Genomic DNA, 17,735 nt, shown 5'->3' on the forward strand with positions numbered 1-17,735 from the left:
CGCTTTTTCGGCCCACGTCGGCACAAAGCAGCCCGCCCGGTGCTCGAGGACGTCGCCGTTCGGAGCGGAGCGGGGGTCCCTGGGCGGTGGCACCCGGGGACGGCCGCGCGGCTCGGCTGCCTCTCGGGCGGCAACGGAAAGGGCCCCGCGCTTGGGCCGTCACCGCGTTTTCGCTAGGGTCTCGGGCCATGGCTAACACCCAGGGCCCCCAGGGCAATTACGACCCCGCCGGCAGCACCCAGATGTTCCGCGCGTTCGTCGACGAGGCTCCCCCGGCCGCGCGGCAGCAGGAGACCTCCTCCGGGTCGCGCGTCGGCCTGATCCTCGGTGTCGTCGCCGTGGTGATCGTCGCGGCCGTCGCCTGGCTGGCGTTCAAGTAGACCTGGCGTTCGACGTCCGGGCGGGGCTCGCGGACGGGCCGGCGGCCACCCGGGCCACCGCCCGGACGGACGACGGCCGCCGGGGCGCCCGCAGCGGCGCCTCGACGGCCGTGAGTCGATGTCGTCGTACGCGACGCCCTGTTCGGCGGCGTCAGTCCGAGATGAGTCCTTCCCGCAGCTGGGCGAGGGTCCGGGTGAGCAGCCGGGAGACGTGCATCTGCGAGATGCCGACCTCCTCGCCGATCTGCGACTGGGTCATGTTGGCGAAGAACCGCAGCATGATGATCCGCCGTTCCCGGGGCGGCAGCTTGGCGAGCAGCGGCTTGAGCGACTCGCGGTACTCCACCCCCTCCAGCGCCGTGTCCTCGTAGCCGAGGCGGTCCGCCAGGGAACCCTCGCCTCCGTCGTCCTCGGGAGCCGGGGAGTCGAGGGAGGAGGCGGTGTAGGCATTGCCGACCGCGAGGCCGTCGACGACGTCCTCTTCCGAGACGCCCAGGACCGCGGCGAGTTCGCCGACGGTCGGCGACCGGTCCAGCTTCTGCGACAGTTCGTCGCTGGCCTTGGTCAGGGCGAGCCGCAGCTCCTGAAGGCGCCTGGGCACCCGCACCGACCAGGACGTGTCCCGGAAGAAGCGCTTGATCTCCCCGACCACGGTCGGCATCGCGAACGTCGGGAACTCCACGCCGCGTTCGCAGTCGAAGCGGTCGATCGCCTTGATCAGGCCGATGGTGCCGACCTGGACGATGTCCTCCATCGGCTCGTTGCGCGAGCGGAAGCGGGCGGCGGCGTAGCGGACCAGCGGGAGGTTGAGCTCGATCAGGGTGTCCCGGACGTAGGCGCGCTCGGGACTGTCCTCGTCGAGCGCGGCGAGCCGCAGGAACAGGGAGCGGGACAGGGTGCGGGTGTCGATGATCTCCGAGGGCGGCAGTGCCGGGGTGGGAGTGGCCGGCAGGGCCGGGGCCGGGACGGCCGCGAGGGCCGTCACGTCGTCGAGGGCGTCGATCGGCTCGAGCGCCGGGGACGGCGCCTCGCTCTTCAAGAGCGTCAGCACCTTGGAGCTGCCCTGGTCTGCGGACATGCCACCCCCTCTGGGTCGCGGGACGGTCGCGGCCGGGCTCTCTGACGAGGAGAACTCAGCCTTCACCTGAATACCGGAGCCGAAGCCGCGGCAAACGCGCTTCCCGCAGAATGTCACATGTCGGCAACGCGCTGTAGTGACATGTCGACATCCGATCCGCGAATCGGCCCTGGCAGACGGCGTTCTGACGGGGTATCGGATCGTCCTTGTCGGAATCTTCCCAGCTGGGCGATTCGCTCGTGACGGTTACGCCTCGATCCTGTTTGCGGATCTCAACCGCTGGAAGCTGCGCGCGAGCAGCCGGGACACGTGCATCTGGGAGACGCCGAGTTCGGCACTGATCTGCGACTGGGTGAGATTGCTGTAGTAGCGCAGCAGCAGGATGCGCTGTTCCCGTTCGGGGAGTTGGACGAGGAGGTGGCGGACCAGGTCGCGGTGCTCGACGCCGTCCAGGGCCGGGTCCTCGTAGCCGAGCCGGTCCAGCAGCCCGGGCAGCCCGTCGCCCTCCTGGGCCGCCTCCAGCGAGGTCGCGTGGTACGACCTCCCGGCCTCGATGCAGGAGAGCACCTCCTCCTCGGTGATGCGCAGCCGCTCGGCGATCTCCGCGGTCGTGGGGGAGCGGCCGAAGCTGGTCGTCAGGTCCTCGGTCGCGCTGTTGACCTGCACCCACAGCTCGTGCAGCCGGCGGGGGACGTGGACGGTGCGGACGTTGTCGCGGAAGTACCGCTTGATCTCGCCGACCACCGTGGGCATGGCGAAGGTGGGGAACTGGACGCCCCGATCGGGGTCGAAGCGGTCGATGGCGTTGATCAGCCCGATGGTGCCGACCTGGACGACGTCCTCCATCGGCTCGTTGCGGGAGCGGAAGCGGGCGGCCGCGTAGCGCACGAGCGGTAGGTTGGCCTCGATGAGCGCCCCGCGCACGCGGGAGTGTTCGGCGGTGCCGGGTTCGAGCTCCTTCAGCTGGGTGAAGAGCAGCTGGGTGAGGGCGCGGGTGTCGGCGCCGCGCCGTTTCTCGGGGGCCGGTGCGGTGGTCGGCTTCGGGTTCGGGGTCGGCCCGGGGGGCGCGGCCTGAGTGGATTCCTCCTGGGGCGGCGCAGTACTGGCCGACACGGTCAACGCCACCTCTTCATCGTCAACTCATCCGTCAAAAGCGGTCATAGCATCACAAGACAGGTGCATCGGGTTCAAGCACCGCATAAGCACGTGTTGAGGTATGAATTAGGGCATAAGACGCGAAAAATCCCCGCACCGTTCCGGTGCGGGGCCGAGCGTGCAGCCGTACGGCTCAGAACTCGTAGTCGGCGATCACCCACGTGGCGAACTCGCGCCACAGGGCGACGCCCGCCTGGTGCGCCGGGTGCTCCAGGTACCGCTTCAGGGCGTCGGCGTCCTCGACCGCGGAGTTGATCGCGAAGTCGTGGGCCACGGGCCGGTCGCTGATGTTCCAGCCGCACTCCCAGAAGCGCAGCTCGTCGATCTGGCCGCCGAGGGCGCGGAAGGCCTCGGCTCCCGCGACGACCCGCGGGTCGTCGCGCTCGACACCCTCGTTGAGCTTGAAGAGGACCAGGTGGCGGATCATGAGTTTCCTCCGTGGGCGACCCATGTCATGAAGTCGCCGATGGCCTTGGCGGCGTCCGATATGCCCTCGAACCCTATCTGCACGTAATCGGCGGCCTTGGCCGGATCCGTGATGATCACGTACAGCGCGAAGACCACGAGCACATAGACGACGATCTTCTTGGCGTTCACCGCCATCGCGGCCTCCCCTGTCGCTTGTCGCTCCCCGGCGTCGGCTGCACGATGATCGCACGAAGGGCCCCGTCCGGTGGACGGGGCCCTTCTACAGCGGTAGCGGAGGGATTTGAACCCTCGGTGACTTGCGCCACACTCGCTTTCGAGGCGAGCTCCTTCGGCCGCTCGGACACGCTACCGAGGGAGACCTTACAGCACCGCGGGCCCTGGGCCGAAATCCGTTTCCCGGACACCCGCGGTCACGGAGCGCCCGCAGCTCAGCGGGTGCGGAAGAACTCGGTGAGCAGGCCGGCACAGTCGTCGGCGAGCACACCCTCGATCACCTCGGGCCGGTGGTTGAGCCGCCGGTCCCGCACGACGTCCCAGAGCGAGCCGACGGCGCCCGCCTTCTCGTCGCGGGCGCCGTAGACCACCCGGTCCACGCGGGAGAGCACCACGGCCCCCGCGCACATCGTGCACGGCTCCAGCGTGACCACCAGCGTGCAGCCGGACAGCCGCCACTGTCCTGTCCGCGCGGCGGCCCGCCGGATGGCGAGGACCTCCGCGTGGGCGGTCGGGTCGCCGGTGGCCTCCCGTTCGTTGTGTCCTGCTCCGAGCACGGTCGTGCCGTCACCGGACAGCACCACGGCACCGACCGGGACGTCCCCGCGTGCCACGGCCGCCTCGGCCTCGCGCAGGGCGAGGCGCATCGCGTCCCGCCAGGGATCGCGGACGGGGTCGGGCACGCGGGGCGCGCCGGGCGCACGAGGTGTGCCGGGAGCGCCGGGCGGCACCGGGACCTCACCGCCGGTGGCGGCCGGCCCGGGTGGTGTTCCGGTCGTGTCCCGTGTTCGGCTCGTGTCCGGCGTTCCGGTCGTGTCCGGTGTCTCCTGCGGGGTCAGCGGACGGTCTCCAGCACCTCCGAGGCACCCAGGGCCTCGGCGATCGCGCTCAGCGCGTCCTCCGCGACCAGGGTGCGCAACTCCTTCTCGCTGACGCCCAGGTCGTCGAGGATCTCGCCGTCGCCCAGCGGGCTGTGTGTGATGGCTTCGAGGGAAACGGCCTCCTCTTCGTCGTCCTCGGAGGACGCCGGTTCGCCGTCCTCCGTGCCGTCGAGGTCGAGGGCGTCCAGGTCGGGGACGTCGTCACCGGGCTCCCGGCCGAGCAGTTCGTCGGTGAGCAGGATCTCGCCGTACGAACTGCGGGCAGCGGCGGCGGCGTCCGAGACGTAGATACGAGGGTCGTCCTCGCCGTCCACGCGGACGACGCCGAACCATGCGTCCTCCTGCTCGATGAGGACGAGCACCGTGTCGTCCTCGGCCGAGGCTTCCCGGGCCAGGTCGGCCAGGTCGGACAGCGTCTCCACATCGTCGAGCTCTGTGTCGCTCGCTTCCCACCCGTCTTCGGTGCGCGCGAGCAGTGCGGCGAAGTACACCGTGACTCTCCCACTGGTCATAGGCGTGCCGGTTGGGGGTCCCCCCGGCGGAGGTTCTGGGCGGAGAGAGCTGGGCTCCGAGCCCCACCCACTCGGAATCGTGGCAGAAACAAGGCGTTCAGGGGATGTCTTCGACTCCCTGTGTCCGGCTGTTTTGTCGTCGGTCGGTAAAGCACTCACCAGCACACTCGTTGCCACCACCTGCGGATCGTACGCGGCTTTGCCCGGCGGGCACGCACGGTCGCCCCGGAGCGTCGGCGCCGGTGTCGGCCGTCTTCCGCGCGGTGTCGGCTGTTCTTCCTTCTGTGTGCTGCCCCAGTTCTCTTCCCCGTGTCACGCGTGTTCTCCCGGGTTCCCCGCAGTGGCCTACGACGGAACCGGGCGGAACAGTGGTCCACGAGTGCGACGCGCGGCGTCGAAGGTGCTCGTCGTCCACGGTGTTCGGCGCCGGATGACCGCGGAAGCGCCGGCCGGGGCACGGGCTCACCGTCCCCGGTTCGGTCCCCTCCCACTTTCCCTCGGACGGCGGGTCCGCCGCCACAACAGCGGGCGACAAGCGGGAGACGGTGCCGCGGAGGGCGGGAGCGGGCGGAGGGTGCCGTGGCCGGCGGGAGCGGGCGGCGGAGGGGCCGTAGACGGGCCGCGGACGGTGGCGGGCGACCCGGTTCGGCGCCCGGCTACTGTTGCCTCATGCGTCTCCACGTCGTCGACCACCCCCTGGTCGCCCACAAGCTCACCACGCTGCGCGACCGCCGCACCGACTCCGCGACCTTCCGTCGGCTCGCCGACGAGCTGGTCACCCTGCTCGCCTACGAGGCGACCCGGGACGTGCGCACCGAACAGGTCGACATCAGCACGCCGGTCGCCGAGACCACCGGCGTCAAGCTCTCCCACCCGCGTCCGCTGGTGGTGCCGATCCTGCGGGCCGGGCTCGGCATGCTGGACGGCATGGTGCGGCTGCTGCCGACCGCCGAGGTGGGCTTCCTGGGCATGATCCGCAACGAGGAGACGCTGCAGGCCTCCACGTACGCCACGCGCATGCCGGAGGACCTCTCCGGCCGTCAGGTGTACGTCCTCGACCCGATGCTCGCCACCGGCGGCACGCTGGTCGCGGCGATCCAGGAGCTGATCAGGCGCGGCGCCGACGACGTGACCGCGGTGGTGCTGCTGGCCGCTCCCGAGGGCGTCGAGGTGATGGAACGCGACCTGGCGGGCACCCCGGTGAGGGTCGTGACGGCGTCGGTCGACGAACGCCTCAACGAGCACGGCTACATCGTGCCCGGCCTCGGCGACGCGGGCGACCGCATGTACGGGGCGGCCGAGTAACCGAGGCGCGGCCGGACCGCGGGACCGGCCGTCGTACGCATCGGCGGCCGGCGCTCGCTCAGCAGCCCTTCTTCGCGGTCGGCGCGGGCTGCGGCGCGTTCAGCGCGGCCAGGGCCTTGTCGGCGGCCGGCTTCTGGGCCAGCCGCTGGAAACCGTCGCCGATGATCAGGTCGACGTCGGTGCCCTTGCGGGTGTCGGTGCGGCGTTCGGCGCCCGGGAGCTGGGTGGCGAGCACCGGCAGCGAGGTGTTGAGGGACGACGCCGGACCGAGGAGTACCCCGGCGCCCTTGATCTTCTTGTCGAACTCCTTGGTGGCGTTGCCCACCTGGCCGACGCGGAAGCCGCGCTTCTTCAGCTCGTCGGCGGTCTGCTTGGCGAGTCCGCTGCGGGGTGTGGCGTTCAGGACGTTGACGGTGATCTGTCCCGGCTTGGGCAGCGCCCGGGCGGTGCCCGCCGGCGAGGGCCCGCTCTTGGCCGCCGCGTCGGTCGCGCAGTGCGTCCCACCGCCGGCCGCCGAGGCGTTCTCGCCGCCGGTGAAGACGTCGATGAGCTGAAGGGTGCCCCACCCGATCACGCCGAGCGCGGCGGCGGAGGCGACGACCAGGAGCACCAGCCTGCCGCGCCGCCGGGGCCTGCGCATTCGGGGGTACTTGTTCCCCGTGATCCGGTACTGCCCGCCCATGCCGGGGGGCGTCAGCATGCTCATGGCCGCAGCGTAGTGCGCGGGAGCGGCGATTCCTACTAGATGATCATTGGATACCGCTCAGCAGAACCCGAAAGGTCCAAGCCGTCACCGAATGGCCGGTGTCCGCGGGCGACGCGGTCCGCGGTCTCGGTCGGGTCGGAGGCGGCGCGGGGGAAGCCGGTCCCCTCGGAGTCGGTCCGGCCGGAGTCAGTCCAGTTCGAGCACGCGTGCGTGCAGCACCTGGCGCTGTTGCAGGGCCGCCCGGACCGCTCGGTGCAGGCCGTCCTCCAGATACAGGTCGCCCTGCCACTTCACGACATGCGCGAAGAGGTCGCCGTAGAAGGTCGAGTCCTCCGCCAGCAGGGTCTCCAGGTCGAGTTGCTGCTTGGTGGTCACGAGCTGATCGAGGCGGACCGGGCGCGGCGCCACGTCCGCCCACTGCCGGGTGCTTTCCCGGCCGTGGTCGGGGTACGGCCGGCCGTTTCCGATGCGCTTGAAGATCACACGGAAAGCCTACCGGTCAAGACCTTCCGGGCGCAGCCTCGCCGCCGCAGTGCGGCGCTGGAAATGCCGCGGCAAACCCGGGCGAACCGGGACCATGGTCGCGCTGAGCCGGGGCCCGGTGAGCCGGGTGCCGGGACCGTCCGCCGTCCCGGCACCCGTTCGGCCGTTCGGCGGTCAGCCGCGTTCGGGACCGGAAACGGCGGGCGGCCGGGGTTCGCCCGGCTCGGGCCGATCGGCTTCCTGCCGACAGAGCTGCTGTGGGCGCGTGTTCACGACAGGCGGGAGCGGCGACTCGGGCGCGCTGCGGGCGGCCTCCGCGCGCACGAGTGCGCGCAGGGCCGCGTACGGATCGACGGGCATGGCTGTACTTCGCTTCCTGGACGTGCCGGGCCGGGCGTGCCGGGCCCGGCCGAGCTGCTGGTGAACCGACGGGGGCGGGTGTGCCGGCCGGCTCAGCAGCGCAGGACCACGCAGCGCAGCGCGTGCAGGCGGTACGGAGGGTGCGAGGGCACGCGCGCACGGGCGGGGCGGTCCGCCGTACGGACGGGTACCGGTGCGCACGGGGGCGCGGGCCGCGGGGGCGGTCCGCCGCCGCGCGCCGAGGTGCGAAGTGCGGAGCCCGGGATGTCGTGTTCGGCGACGGCGCAGGCCGGCCCGCTCGCTCCGGACGGTGCGTCGGTGCCGCCGGCCGCCGCCGCGAGGGCCACCGCGTACGTCCCGTACGAGCCGTACGCGCCGTACGTCGCGGCGGATCCGCCGGGCAGCAGGAGGGCGAGCAGCAGCACGAGCACCCGCGGGCCGGCGACGCGGCTCCGCGCGGGGCGCACCGGGCGACGGCCCGTGCGGCCCCCGTGGTCGGTCCGGCCGGTGGGGCCCCTGCCGCCCACGCTGCCGACGCGGCCGGCCGTGTGGGGGGTGCGTGGCGCGGCGTGCGCTGTGCTCACGTCGGTCATGTCCCCGGCGTCCGTACGCCGTTCACCGCGCCGACCGGCCGCACCGCCCGCACGGCGTGTCCCGCGGGCGGCGGTCGACGGCGTTCACAGCTGATGCGGGACGTGCTCGGCGTGGCGGCGGACACGGAAGGCGGTGACGATCTCCATGATGCCGACCACCACCAGCCACCAGCCGCCGACCAGCGTGAGCACGGCGACCGACTCCACGGGCGAGTCGATCAGTACGATCCCGGCGACGAAGGTCACGATGCCCAGGAAGATCTGCCAGCCGCGCGCGGGTGCCGTGCGGTCGTGGATGGCGGCGATGGTCTGGGTGATCCCGCGGATCAGCCAGCCGATGCCGATCCACAGGGCGAGCAGCAGGATCGACTGCATGGCGCCGCGGAAGCAGAACAGGCCCAGCAGGATCGACAGGGTGCCGCTGGCGAAGGCCAGTACGCGCAGCGAGGTCCTCCGGTGCGTGCCGAAGGCCGAGACCAACTGGAGCACTCCGCTGACCACGAGATAGACGCCGAACAGGACTCCGGCGGCCACCAGTGAGGCACCGGGCCACAGCAGCACGAGGATGCCCAGGATCAGGGCGGCGACGCCGGTGACGAGGACGGCCTGCCAGGCGGTGCGGGAGAGGAAGTGCAGCGGGCCTTCCAGCGGCGGTTCGTGGGCCGTCCCGTGAGGCGGTGCCGAGTACGGCGTGGACGCCTGCGCCGGGCCGGACCTGGCGTCGCGTGCCTCACGTGCCGCGTGGACGTGGCGGTCGTCGTATCCCGGCCCTTCCGGGCCGCCGCTCGGTGGTTCGCTCATGCTTCATCGTGGGAACCCGCCCGGCCGGGCCGCCACCGCTGACGGTCCGTTCGGCTGACTCCGGCCGTCGGCTCCGGCCGTCGGCTCCTGCCGTCGACGGCCGTCGACTTCGGCAGCCGGCCCTGGTCGCCGGCCTGGTCGCCGACGTCGGCCGGCACCGGCCGGGAGGCTACGGTGTCCTGGGCGGCGTCTTGGCCTTGCCGGCCGCCTTGGCGGCGGACTTCAGCTCCTGCTTGTAGGCCCGCACCCTGGCCAGCGATTCGGGCCCGGTGATGTCCGCGACGGACCGGTAGGACTCCGGCTCGCCGTACGGCCCCGCCGCCTCCCGCCAGCCCTCCGGGCGCACACCGAGCTGCTTGCCGAGCAGCGCGAGGAAGATCTGCGCCTTCTGTTTGCCGAACCCGGGCAGTTCCTCGAGCCGGCGCAGCAGTTCGGGCCCGCTGTCCACGTCCCGCCAGATGGCCTCGGGATCACCGTCGTAGTGCTCGACCAGGTAGTGGCAGAGTGCCTGGATCCGTTTGGCCATCGACCCCGGATAGCGGTGCACCGCCGGTTTGTCCGACAGGAGCGTGGCGAAGGTCTCCGGATCGAACGCCACGATCTCTTGTGCGTCCAGGTCCTCGGTGCCCATGCGCCGGACGATCGTGGCCGGACCCTTGAACGCCCACTCCATCGGGATCTGCTGATCCAGCAGCATCCCGATCAGCGCGGCGAGCGGACTGCGGCTGAGGAGCTCGTCGGCCTCGGGGTCCTGGGCGAGGTGCAGGGTGACATCCATGCCTCGATGATCGCTTGTCAGGCGCCGGGCCGCAGCCGGGCGGTAGCCGGGCCGCTCTGGTGCTGGGCCTCCGTCACGGCCGCCCGCGAGGTCAAGTTAGGTTAGGCTCACCTAATTAGATTGGGGTGGGTGGGATGCACACCAGGAGCGCCGAGGTCCACCGCGACGCCTGGGGCGTTCCGCACCTGCGCGCCGACGGCCCTCGCGCCCTCGCCCGGGCCCAGGGCCGCGTCACCGCCCTGGACCGCGCCTGGCAGTTGGAGGTCGAGCGGCACCGGGCGCAGGGCGGACCGAGGGGCTTCGACGGCCCGGCAGGCCCGGCCCGACCGAACCACCCGGATCACCGGGATCACGCGGACCACATGGACCGGCTGGACCCATACGGACCGGATGGACCACCGGGACCGGATGGACCACCCGCACTACCGGGAAGGCGCCCCGGACCCGGACGACCGCCCCCGCCCGGGCGATCCCCTCGCGCACCCCGTCGCGCACAGCCTCCGCCACCCGCCCCGCGTGACCGGCGACCTCGGCTTCGGCGCGCTGCTGGGGCTCCTGCGCGCCCGCCGGGTCGGGGACGTCGACCGGGCCTTCGACGCCTGGGCCGAGCCGGTCGACGTCGTTCTGGCGGCCGACCCCGAGGGAGGCGTACTGCACCGGGTCGCGGGCCGGGTGCCGCTGCGCGCCCCGGACAACCGTCTGCGCCCGGTCCCGGCCTGGGAACCCGGCCACGACTAACAGGGCTGGCACGAGCCGCCCCGCGCCGGACTGGCCGACGGCGTCGCCGTGATGGCCAACCAGCGCGGCCTCGCCGCCCCGCTCGGCGTCGAGTTCGCCCCGCCGCACCGCGCCGACCGTATCCGCGCCCTGCTCGCCGGGTGCGCCGTATGGTCCGCCGACCGACATGCCGGCGATCCACACCGACACCCACCTGGCCTCTGTCGCGCCGCTGCTCGACCACCTGGCGGCCCTGGACGGCCTGTCCCCGGCGGCGGGCCGGTTGCGCGACCGCCTCCTTCGCTGGGACCGGCACATGGACGCCGACAGCGAGGAAGCGGGGGCGTACGCGGCGGTGCGTACGGCCGTCGTACGTGGGCTCGCCGCCCACCCCGTCTTCGCCGCGGTCGCCGAACCGCCCGCCTACCCGGAGGTGTTCCTCCCCTGGCTAACCCTGGTCCCGCGCATCGGACACGCCCTGGAGAACCTCCTCGGGGCGAAGGACCTGTACGGCATCGACCGTCCGGCGATCGTCCGCGCGGCCGTGGAGGAGGTGGCGGCCCTGCCCGTCACGACGTGGGGGGAGCGGCACCGCCTCGCCGCCTGGCGGGCGCTGACGGACGTGGGCTCGCCGTACGACGAACCCGGCCCGGCCGGCGACCACGACTGCCTGCTGTGCACCTCCGCCGTGCCGGGGGTGACCGATCTCGCCACGCGCGGTCCGGTGGCCCGTTACGTCTGGGACCTCGCCGACCGCGAGAACAGCCGCTGGGTGGTGCCGCTCGGTGCCGACGGCGTGCCCGGTGCGCCCCACCACCACGACCAGCTCCCCCTGTGGACCGCCGGAGACCTCGCCCCGGTCGTCACCGACTGGGCCCGCCTGACGAAGGAGAGCAACCTGTGACGACGCCCGAGCCGTACGCCTTCGAGCGCGCAGCCGTCCACGAGCAGGTCGTCGACGGCTTCGGCACCGTCCGCGTCCTTCCGCTGGACCCGTGCGCCGACGCCGGCATCGTCCACCGCTGGGTGAGCGAGGAACGCGCCGCCTTCTGGGGCATGACCGGCCTGACGCGCAGCCAGGTGGCGGGCACATACGCCCACATGGGAACTCTGGACAGCCACCACGCCTTCCTGGTGGTCAAGGACGGCACCCCGGCCGCGCTGCTCCAGACGTACGAGCCGGAGGCCGGCCGCGTGAGCGAGTGCTATCCGGTGCGCCCCGGCGACATCGGCGTCCACCTGCTGCTCGCCCCGGCCGGCGCGGACGGCCGGCATCCCGGCTGGACGGCGGCGCTGCTGGACGCCATCCTGGCCCACGTCCTGCTGGGCCTGGACCGCGGGCGGGTCGTGGTGGACCCGGACGTGCGCAACGACAAGGCCGTCGCCCGCTTCCTGCGGCAGGGCTTCGAACGGGGACCGGTCGTCGTCCTGCCGGAGATCGACCTGCCCGACGTGTACCTGCCGGAGAAGCACGCCCAACTCGCCTTCCTCTCACGGGAGACGGCCTTCCCCGACGCGTGACGGGGTCCGCCGCCGAGCGGTGAGCGATGCGCCGTCCGCGCCCGTACGTATCGGAAGGCCGGAAAGTCCCACAACGGAGAAGTGACGTGACCCGAGGCTCGATGCGACGGTTGGTGCGGCTGATGGTGCGACGGCCGGTGGTGCTCGGCGCCGTGCTGCTCCTGCTCCTCCTCGGCGGCGCGGGCCCCGCGTCGGCCCACGCGGTCCTGCGCTCCGCCGATCCCTCCGACGGAACCGTCCTCAAGACCGCCCCGGCCTCCGTCACCTTGACCTTCTCCGAGTCCGTCGGCCTGCTCGACGACTCCTTCCGCCTGTTCGACCCGGACGGCCGGCGGGTGCACACGGGTGAGGCCCGCCGCGCGTCGGGCCACGCGGACACGGCCGAGATCGCGTTTCCGGCCGAGCTGGGCCAGGGCACGTTCACCGTGGCGTGGCGGGTGGTGTCGGCGGACAGCCACCCGGTCTCGGGCGCCTTCACCTTCTCCGTGGGCAAGCCGTCCCCGACCTCCGCCGCCGTCGGCACGGGCCCGGACGAGGACCCGGCGACCGGCGCCCTGTGGAACCTCGCCCGCTACACCGCCTACGGCGCCGCCGCCCTGCTCATCGGCACCGCGGCCTTCGTGCTCCTGTGCCGCCCGCCGGACGCGGGCCCACTGCGCCGACCGCTGGTCGCGGGCTGGTGGACGCTGCTGGTGTCCACCGTCGTCCTGCTGGCGCTGCGGGCACCGTACGAGACCGGCGCCGGCCCGGCCTCGGCGCTCGACCCCGCGGCCCTGGCCCGCACCCTGACCGGCCGCCCGGGCCTGATGCTGCTGGCCCGCCTGGCCCTGCTCGCTCCGGTGGCCGTGTTCGTCGTACGGTTGTCCCGGCGCGGCCCGTCCCGCGCGACGCCGGCGACGGGCGCCGCCCTGGCGCTCGCCCTGGCCCTGACCTGGGCCGCGTCCGAACACGCCTCGGCCGGCATCCAGGTCCCGGCCGCGATGGCCTCCTCGGTGCTGCACCTGCTGGCCATGGCCGTGTGGCTGGGCGGCCTGGCGGCGCTGCTGACGACCCTTCAGCGCGCGACAGCGGAGCCGGACTCCCGGAGCGGCGCCGGCGACGACCTCCGGCTGACCGCGACGGTGGCGCGTTTCTCCCGTACCGCTTTCCTCGCCGTCACCGTCCTGGTGGTCACCGGCGTCTACCAGTCCTGGCGCGGCCTGGGCTCCTGGACCGCGCTCACCGACACCACGTACGGACGGCTGCTGCTGGCCAAACTCGCCGCCGTGGTGCTGCTGCTGGCCGCCGCGGGCGGCTCGCGCCGCTGGACCGCGCGGCTGATGACGGCACAGAGGACGGCGAGCCCAGAGAGCGCGGCGACGGCCGAGGCGGGGAGCGGGGCGGCGCGGGAACGTGACCCGGAGCCGGTCGGTGGCCCGTCACACCCCACGACCCGAGAGAGGACCTCACGGACAGTCCCGCTCTCAGCCCAGCACTCGGTCCCGGTCTCGGTCCCGCGGCCGGTCCCGGTCTCGGTCCCACCCTCCGACGAACCCATCGAGGATCCGATCGACGTATCGATCGGCGGATCGATCGACGCGCCATCTCCCCGCCCGTCCTCGGCGCCGGGAGGCTGCCTGCGCGCGCTGCGGCGCTCGGTCCTCGCCGAGGTCGCCGTGGCCGTCGCGGTACTGGTGATCAGTACGGTGCTGAGCGGCACGCTGCCGGGCCGGGCCGCCGCCGAGGCGGCCGGCACCGCACCCGCCGCAGGGGTCCCGGGAGCCTCCGTCACGATGATCCCGTTCGACACCGGCACGCCCGGCGGGCGCGGCACCGTGCAGATCACCCTGGAACCGGGCCGCGTCGGCCAGAACGCGGTGCAGGCCGTGGTGTTCGGCCCTGACGGCGGCCTGTCCACCGTCCCGGAACTCCGTCTCTCACTGTCCCTGCCGGCCCAGAAGATCGGCCCGATCGACGCCCGGCTCACCGACAAGGGGGGCTATTGGGGCACCGACTCCCTCAACCTCCCGATCCCCGGCACCTGGACCGCGAAGGCGACGGTGCGGGTGTCGGAGCTGGACCAGGCGAGCGCGTCGCGGACGGTGCGGATCCAGCGGTAGGGCGTGTTCACCGGCAGAGGGTCTCGCCCGGTCGGTTGGGCCGACCGGGCGCTCCCCTCTTCTCCCCCCGTAACTTTGAATATTCCAATGCGTTGGGGTCGATATCGCGAAATCGCGTCGCCCTGCTGCGGGTGGGCACCTCTCCGGCCGGCGGATGGATGAACCATTCGATCGCACATATGGGTCTGGTCGGGTAATTCCTTCACCCGTTTGCCGCGCATCCGGGGAAGTCGGGTGGCGTTAGTTGGGATATGACTAAGGCAACCAGGGAAGGGCACTTCTGTCTGTTCGCGGGCCGGGAGCGACAGAACGCGAGTGCCGGATGCGCGGTCGCGCTGGGGCCCTACACCTACCTGCCCGCTCCGGTGCATGCGCCGGGCAGCGCCAATGGCACCCTGACCAGGGGGGATCTCCCGGTCGCGCTCGAGGTGACCGAACCGCTGCTGCGGGATTTCCTGGACGCGATCAGCGCGCTGCAAGCCGATCTTGCCCGTCGTTGGGTGGGTCCGGAAGGCCGGTCCGCCGTCCCGCGACCGGAATGACCGGGTCGTTTCATGTATGACGAACGTATCGACCGACGTCCGGGATATTCCACCGACTACCCGTATGCAGAAGACCCGCAGGCCGGCCACGCGCAGAATGATTACCCGTATACCGGTGGATGGGACGGAGGCGAAACAGGACGCGGCACCGGGCGGCACCGGGCGCCGACGCAGTTCTTCGCCGGGCCGCTGGTGCCGCCGGACTCGGCCTGGGACCCCGCCGAGGAACTGGCCTTCATGCTCCAGGACGCGATGGAGCAGGAGCAGCGGCCGACGATCCCCGCGCCCCTGGACGAGCCCGGCACGCCCGCCGCGAAAGCCGGGAACACTCCCCTGCAGAACCTGCAGGAGATCACGGCGGAGCTGCCTCCGCTGAGGGAGGCCTCCCGCGGCCACCGAAAGGTCCGTGAACGCAGGCGCCCGAACATGCTGCGCACCGCCAGCCATCTGATCGCCGCCCTCACCGCGGTGATCGCCTCCACGGTGAGCTTCTTCGGCGGCATGGTCGCCTACGATCCGCTGCACATCGTCGCGGTGCCCCGTATGCAGGACGGCATCGCGTCCTGGTGGCCCCTGCTGGTGTACGGGCCCTGGGTGGTGGCGTCGCTGTCGGTCCTGCGCGCCGCACTGCACCGGCGCCGCGCAGGCCACTCCTGGTGCGTGGTGCTGCTCTTCTCGTCCATCGCGATGCTGCTGTGCGTGGTCCAGGCGCCCAGGACGCTCGTCGACATGTCGGCGGCCGCCCTTCCGGGTCTGGCGTCCCTGGCCTGCTTCCAGCAACTGGTCCGCCAGGTCACCCTGACCCGCCCGCCCCGCCGCGCGATCCCCCGCCACCGTCTGAGCCGGCCCACGCAGCCCGACACCTCCCCCACGCCACCCGGCGCGACTGCCGCGACGCCCCCCACAGCGGGCAAGCCGAAGCCGAAGTCCGCTGCCACGCCCACCCGGGCGAGCTGAGAAGCCGGAGACGGACCCGCACACGACGTGGGCCGCGACCGGGATCCCGACCGGATCCCGGTCGGGGCCCACGTCCGCCCTGCCGGGCGAAGGCGGAGGACGCGGGACTCGAACTCGTGCGGGGCTGTCCCGACGCCACCCGCGTGATCAGGACCTGACCCCGTCGGCCGGACGCTGCGGGCACCGCTGAAGGCGCTCGCAGGCCGTTCGTCAGGGCGTCCTCGGGGCCGGGTCGTCCGCCGGCCTGCCGTGTGCGGTGCCGGCGGACCCGGTGTCCGAGAGTGCGGCGAGGAGCCGCAGCTTCTCGTCGCTGTCGCTGTCCTTGTCCGGGTAGTAGACGACGAGGATGACGTCGTCGATGGGGAGTTTGTCGCGGTGGAGGCGAAGTTCACCGACGACGGGGTGGTGGACCGTGACGGTGCCTCCCTCGAGACGGCGGACGTCGTGGCGGGCCCACAGGGTACGGAACCGCTGACTGGACAGTGCGAGTTCTCCGACGAGCTCGACGAACCGGGGGTTGTCGGTGTCGTCGCCGATGGTGGTGCGCAGAGCGGCGACGAAGTCGGCGGTGGCTTTCGCCCAGTCCTGGTGGAAGGCCTGTTCCTCCGGATCGAGCAAAAGAGAACGAAGCCGGTTCTGGCCGGGCCGCAGGCGGGGCGAGAGCGCGACGGCCATGGGGTTGGAGGCCAGGACATCGAACGCGCGCCCTTCGACGAACGCGGGGATCTGCAGGTGGGCGAGGAGCTCGCGCACCCGTGCCGGTACGGGCTCGGGCCGCTTGCGGCGCGGCGCCCTGGGGCGTGCCGCCGCGAGGCCGAGCAGATACGTCCGTTCCACGTCGTCGAGTTGCAGGACGCGCGCGAGTGATTCGAGGACCTGCGGTGACGGGTTCTTGTCACGGCCCCGTTCCAGGCGCAGGTAGTAGTCGGGACTGATCCCGGCGAGCAGGGCGACCTCCTCACGGCGCAGGCCCGGCACGCGGCGGTTGCCGCCGGGCGGGAGTCCTGCCTGCGCCGGGGAGACCAGCTCACGCCGCGCCCGTAGGTAGGTGCCGAGCCGGTTGCCGGATTCCTCATCCTTCATGCCGACACCGTAATGCGGTGCGTGTGCGGCAGCGGGGGCCCTGGCAGGACCAGGGAAGACAAGGGCTCTGCCACAGCCGGCGGACGCCGCCGAGACTGCGACAGCACTGTCTCGCCAGAGACAGAGAGCATCACTGTCCGCGCCGCGGGCCTGAACGCCGGCGGCGCCCTGCACTGAGGAAAGAGCTCATGGATCTCTCCAACCGCACCGTTCTCGTTGTCGGCGGAACCTCGGGCATCGGGCGGGAACTGGCCAGACGGTTCGCTGCGGCGGGCAGCACCGTGGTCGTCGGCGGCCGCAACCCGGAGGCACTCTCGGAACTCGCCGGAGAAGGCTTCGGCACGGTCGGCGTCGACGTCACCGACAGCGCATCCGTCGCGTCCCTCCGGGACCGGGTGCTCGCCCGCCACCCCGAGCTGGACACCGTGGTGACCATGTCGGGCGTCATGCTCCTGGAGGACCTGCGCGACCCGGCGCACTACGAGGCGGCGGCGACGACGATCGACACCAACCTGCTCGGCACCGTCCGGGTCATCGACGCCTTCACTCCGCACCTGGTCCGGCGGGGTGCCGGCACCTTCGTCACCGTCACCTCCGGCATCGCCTTCCTGCCCTTCCCGCCCATGCCCAGCTACGCCGCCTCGAAGGCCGCGGTGCACGCCTACTCCGAGGCTTTGCGGGCGCAGCTGGACGGCACCGGTGTCGACGTCGTCGAGCTCGTCCCCCCGGCCGTCGCCACGGCAGGACAGGAGAAGGTGAACCCGCACGCACTGCCGCTGGACGACTTCGCCACCGAGGTGATGGACCTGCTGGGGACCGAGCCCACTCCGCGCGAGATCCTCGTCGACCGGGTCCTGGTCCACCGGTGGGCCGAGCGCGACGGCACCTACGACGACCTGGTGGCTCAGCGCTCGCAGGCCCTGGCGATGCTTCCGGGCCGGCAGGAGCGGCGATGAACAGCACGAACGGCTCCGGTCCCGAGCCGGCGGCGAGGGCGGTCGGCCGACGACGCTGAGGAAGACCTGGTTCGCTCACCGGGGGCGACTTCATGGAACGGACGCGAGCCCCCGACTCCTCGAGCGCTTCGTGGCCGCCCTCGAACGGGTGTGGGCCCACGTGGACCGGCGAGGCGCCGGATCCCG

19 protein-coding genes, 1 tRNA gene and 2 pseudogenes are annotated in these 17,735 nt (G+C 72.3%); 9 read left to right on the plus strand and 13 right to left on the minus strand.

Going from position 1 to position 17,735, the window contains the following annotated elements; translation table 11 throughout:
• Positions 1-188: 188 nt before the first annotated feature.
• Positions 189-380, plus strand: a complete 192-nt coding sequence (locus ACWDUZ_RS20360) for a hypothetical protein (protein ID WP_451633188.1) — start codon at positions 189-191, stop codon at positions 378-380.
• A gap of 151 nt (positions 381-531) precedes the next feature.
• Here ACWDUZ_RS20360 and ACWDUZ_RS20365 read toward each other — a convergent pair whose 3' ends face one another.
• From ACWDUZ_RS20365 to ACWDUZ_RS20395, 7 genes are all read right to left on the minus strand, one after another.
• Positions 532-1,458 (minus strand): RNA polymerase sigma factor SigF, encoded by a 927-nt coding sequence (locus ACWDUZ_RS20365; RefSeq protein WP_451633189.1) that lies wholly within the window; start codon positions 1,456-1,458, stop codon positions 532-534.
• 246 nt (positions 1,459-1,704) lie between these two features.
• Positions 1,705-2,577 (minus strand): RNA polymerase sigma factor SigF, encoded by an 873-nt coding sequence (locus tag ACWDUZ_RS20370; protein WP_451633265.1) that lies wholly within the window; start codon positions 2,575-2,577, stop codon positions 1,705-1,707.
• 169 nt (positions 2,578-2,746) lie between these two features.
• Positions 2,747-3,040 (minus strand): Dabb family protein, encoded by a 294-nt coding sequence (locus ACWDUZ_RS20375; protein ID WP_451633190.1) that lies wholly within the window; start codon positions 3,038-3,040, stop codon positions 2,747-2,749.
• The gene (locus ACWDUZ_RS20380; RefSeq protein WP_358870185.1) at positions 3,037-3,216 is read right to left on the minus strand and encodes a hypothetical protein; all 180 of its coding nucleotides are present in this window, start codon (positions 3,214-3,216) and stop codon (positions 3,037-3,039) included. The genes ACWDUZ_RS20375 and ACWDUZ_RS20380 overlap by 4 nt, the downstream gene beginning before the upstream one ends.
• Positions 3,217-3,307: 91 nt before the next feature.
• A tRNA-Ser gene (locus ACWDUZ_RS20385) sits at positions 3,308-3,392 on the minus strand.
• Between the two features lie 78 nt (positions 3,393-3,470).
• Complete coding sequence (gene tadA, locus ACWDUZ_RS20390) at positions 3,471-3,902, minus strand: tRNA adenosine(34) deaminase TadA (RefSeq protein ID WP_451633266.1); 432 nt, start codon at positions 3,900-3,902, stop codon at positions 3,471-3,473.
• Positions 3,903-4,090: 188 nt separating this feature from the next.
• Positions 4,091-4,627, minus strand: coding sequence for a tRNA adenosine deaminase-associated protein (locus ACWDUZ_RS20395; protein WP_451633267.1), 537 nt, complete (start codon positions 4,625-4,627; stop codon positions 4,091-4,093).
• A 690-nt stretch (positions 4,628-5,317) separates the two neighbouring features.
• On the opposite strand from ACWDUZ_RS20395, the gene upp reads away from it, so the two are divergent.
• Positions 5,318-5,953 (plus strand): uracil phosphoribosyltransferase, encoded by a 636-nt coding sequence (upp, locus tag ACWDUZ_RS20400; RefSeq protein WP_451633191.1) that lies wholly within the window; start codon positions 5,318-5,320, stop codon positions 5,951-5,953.
• A gap of 58 nt (positions 5,954-6,011) precedes the next feature.
• Here the strand turns inward: upp and ACWDUZ_RS20405 are convergent, their stop codons facing one another.
• The 5 genes from ACWDUZ_RS20405 to ACWDUZ_RS20425 form a co-directional block, all read right to left on the minus strand.
• Positions 6,012-6,635 carry a LytR C-terminal domain-containing protein gene (locus tag ACWDUZ_RS20405; protein WP_451633268.1) on the minus strand — a complete coding sequence of 208 codons (624 nt, stop codon included), beginning with the start codon at positions 6,633-6,635 and terminating at the stop codon, positions 6,012-6,014.
• A gap of 210 nt (positions 6,636-6,845) precedes the next feature.
• Positions 6,846-7,142, minus strand: a complete 297-nt coding sequence (locus ACWDUZ_RS20410) for a type II toxin-antitoxin system VapB family antitoxin (protein WP_004943146.1) — start codon at positions 7,140-7,142, stop codon at positions 6,846-6,848.
• A gap of 452 nt (positions 7,143-7,594) precedes the next feature.
• Positions 7,595-8,095 (minus strand): hypothetical protein, encoded by a 501-nt coding sequence (locus ACWDUZ_RS20415; protein ID WP_451633192.1) that lies wholly within the window; start codon positions 8,093-8,095, stop codon positions 7,595-7,597.
• A gap of 84 nt (positions 8,096-8,179) precedes the next feature.
• Positions 8,180-8,896, minus strand: a complete 717-nt coding sequence (locus ACWDUZ_RS20420; RefSeq protein ID WP_451633193.1) for an HdeD family acid-resistance protein — start codon at positions 8,894-8,896, stop codon at positions 8,180-8,182.
• 169 nt (positions 8,897-9,065) lie between these two features.
• On the minus strand, positions 9,066-9,674 hold the full coding sequence (locus tag ACWDUZ_RS20425; RefSeq protein ID WP_451633194.1) for an HhH-GPD-type base excision DNA repair protein: 609 nt from the start codon (positions 9,672-9,674) through the stop codon (positions 9,066-9,068).
• Between the two features lie 134 nt (positions 9,675-9,808).
• Here ACWDUZ_RS20425 and ACWDUZ_RS20430 point away from each other — a divergent pair.
• From ACWDUZ_RS20430 to ACWDUZ_RS20455, 6 genes and pseudogenes are all read left to right on the plus strand, one after another.
• A pseudogene (locus ACWDUZ_RS20430) lies at positions 9,809-9,901 on the plus strand (penicillin acylase family protein); the annotation flags it as partial.
• A gap of 256 nt (positions 9,902-10,157) precedes the next feature.
• Positions 10,158-11,295 (plus strand): annotated as a pseudogene (locus ACWDUZ_RS20435) (penicillin acylase family protein); the annotation flags it as partial.
• Entirely contained in the window at positions 11,292-11,912 is a 621-nt protein-coding gene (locus ACWDUZ_RS20440) for a GNAT family N-acetyltransferase (protein WP_451633269.1), read from the plus strand. The pseudogene ACWDUZ_RS20435 and the gene ACWDUZ_RS20440, both read left to right, overlap by 4 nt.
• Before the next feature lie 137 nt (positions 11,913-12,049).
• A complete protein-coding gene (locus tag ACWDUZ_RS20445) occupies positions 12,050-14,011 on the plus strand; it encodes a copper resistance CopC/CopD family protein (RefSeq protein ID WP_451633270.1) in 1,962 nt (653 codons plus the stop codon).
• Between the two features lie 251 nt (positions 14,012-14,262).
• Positions 14,263-14,553, plus strand: coding sequence for a hypothetical protein (locus ACWDUZ_RS20450; protein WP_451633195.1), 291 nt, complete (start codon positions 14,263-14,265; stop codon positions 14,551-14,553).
• Between the two features lie 12 nt (positions 14,554-14,565).
• Entirely contained in the window at positions 14,566-15,510 is a 945-nt protein-coding gene (locus tag ACWDUZ_RS20455) for a DUF2637 domain-containing protein (RefSeq protein WP_451633196.1), read from the plus strand.
• Positions 15,511-15,720: 210 nt separating this feature from the next.
• On the opposite strand, the gene ACWDUZ_RS20460 is transcribed toward ACWDUZ_RS20455, so the two are convergent.
• Positions 15,721-16,593 (minus strand): helix-turn-helix transcriptional regulator, encoded by an 873-nt coding sequence (locus ACWDUZ_RS20460; RefSeq protein ID WP_451633197.1) that lies wholly within the window; start codon positions 16,591-16,593, stop codon positions 15,721-15,723.
• A 188-nt stretch (positions 16,594-16,781) separates the two neighbouring features.
• Between ACWDUZ_RS20460 and ACWDUZ_RS20465 the strand changes: the two genes are divergently transcribed.
• The gene (locus ACWDUZ_RS20465) at positions 16,782-17,549 is read left to right on the plus strand and encodes an SDR family oxidoreductase (RefSeq protein ID WP_451633198.1); all 768 of its coding nucleotides are present in this window, start codon (positions 16,782-16,784) and stop codon (positions 17,547-17,549) included.
• Positions 17,550-17,735 lie beyond the last annotated feature (186 nt).

It is taken from the genome of Streptomyces sp. NPDC003393, assembly GCF_053589015.1.

Coding starts and splice junctions, on each gene's coding strand:
- ACWDUZ_RS20360 (WP_451633188.1), top strand. CDS start 189: ATGGCTAACACCCAGGGCCCCCAGGGCAATTACGACCCCGCCGGCAGC.
- ACWDUZ_RS20365 (WP_451633189.1), bottom strand. CDS start 1,458: ATGTCCGCAGACCAGGGCAGCTCCAAGGTGCTGACGCTCTTGAAGAGC.
- ACWDUZ_RS20375 (WP_451633190.1), bottom strand. CDS start 3,040: ATGATCCGCCACCTGGTCCTCTTCAAGCTCAACGAGGGTGTCGAGCGC.
- ACWDUZ_RS20380 (WP_358870185.1), bottom strand. CDS start 3,216: ATGGCGGTGAACGCCAAGAAGATCGTCGTCTATGTGCTCGTGGTCTTC.
- tadA (WP_451633266.1), bottom strand. CDS start 3,902: ATGCGCCTCGCCCTGCGCGAGGCCGAGGCGGCCGTGGCACGCGGGGAC.
- upp (WP_451633191.1), top strand. CDS start 5,318: ATGCGTCTCCACGTCGTCGACCACCCCCTGGTCGCCCACAAGCTCACC.
- ACWDUZ_RS20405 (WP_451633268.1), bottom strand. CDS start 6,635: ATGGGCGGGCAGTACCGGATCACGGGGAACAAGTACCCCCGAATGCGC.
- ACWDUZ_RS20415 (WP_451633192.1), bottom strand. CDS start 8,095: ATGACCGACGTGAGCACAGCGCACGCCGCGCCACGCACCCCCCACACG.
- ACWDUZ_RS20420 (WP_451633193.1), bottom strand. CDS start 8,896: ATGAGCGAACCACCGAGCGGCGGCCCGGAAGGGCCGGGATACGACGAC.
- ACWDUZ_RS20425 (WP_451633194.1), bottom strand. CDS start 9,674: ATGGATGTCACCCTGCACCTCGCCCAGGACCCCGAGGCCGACGAGCTC.
- ACWDUZ_RS20450 (WP_451633195.1), top strand. CDS start 14,263: ATGACTAAGGCAACCAGGGAAGGGCACTTCTGTCTGTTCGCGGGCCGG.
- ACWDUZ_RS20455 (WP_451633196.1), top strand. CDS start 14,566: ATGTATGACGAACGTATCGACCGACGTCCGGGATATTCCACCGACTAC.
- ACWDUZ_RS20460 (WP_451633197.1), bottom strand. CDS start 16,593: ATGAAGGATGAGGAATCCGGCAACCGGCTCGGCACCTACCTACGGGCG.
- ACWDUZ_RS20465 (WP_451633198.1), top strand. CDS start 16,782: ATGGATCTCTCCAACCGCACCGTTCTCGTTGTCGGCGGAACCTCGGGC.